The sequence below is a fragment of the Acinetobacter sp. ESBL14 genome (genome assembly GCF_036668815.1).
In the GTDB taxonomy this organism is placed as follows: domain Bacteria; phylum Pseudomonadota; class Gammaproteobacteria; order Pseudomonadales; family Moraxellaceae; genus Acinetobacter; species Acinetobacter gyllenbergii.
Window position 1 is genome coordinate 1 of record NZ_JAZEVS010000098.1, and the last position, 217, is coordinate 217.

Genomic DNA, 217 nt, shown 5'->3' on the forward strand with positions numbered 1-217 from the left:
AGGTCGGTAAAGTATTGTCCGCCAAGGTCCAAGTACCATCACCATTGTTCACCGCTGGATAGTTCACACCATCCACAGTCACCACAATCGTGGCTGTTGGATCATTCACGGTACCCGTCAATGCAGGAGTTGCATCGTTGCTCAGATCATCATCCACCGTCACAATCGGTGCAGTCACATCTGTAGAAACCGTACCTGTACTTGGTAATGAGGTGTT

1 protein-coding gene is annotated in these 217 nt (G+C 49.3%); it reads right to left on the reverse strand.

The window, feature by feature from the left end:
- The coding region (locus V6E90_RS21795; protein ID WP_332606448.1) for a hypothetical protein at nucleotides 1-217 on the reverse strand (217 nt) is incomplete at both ends.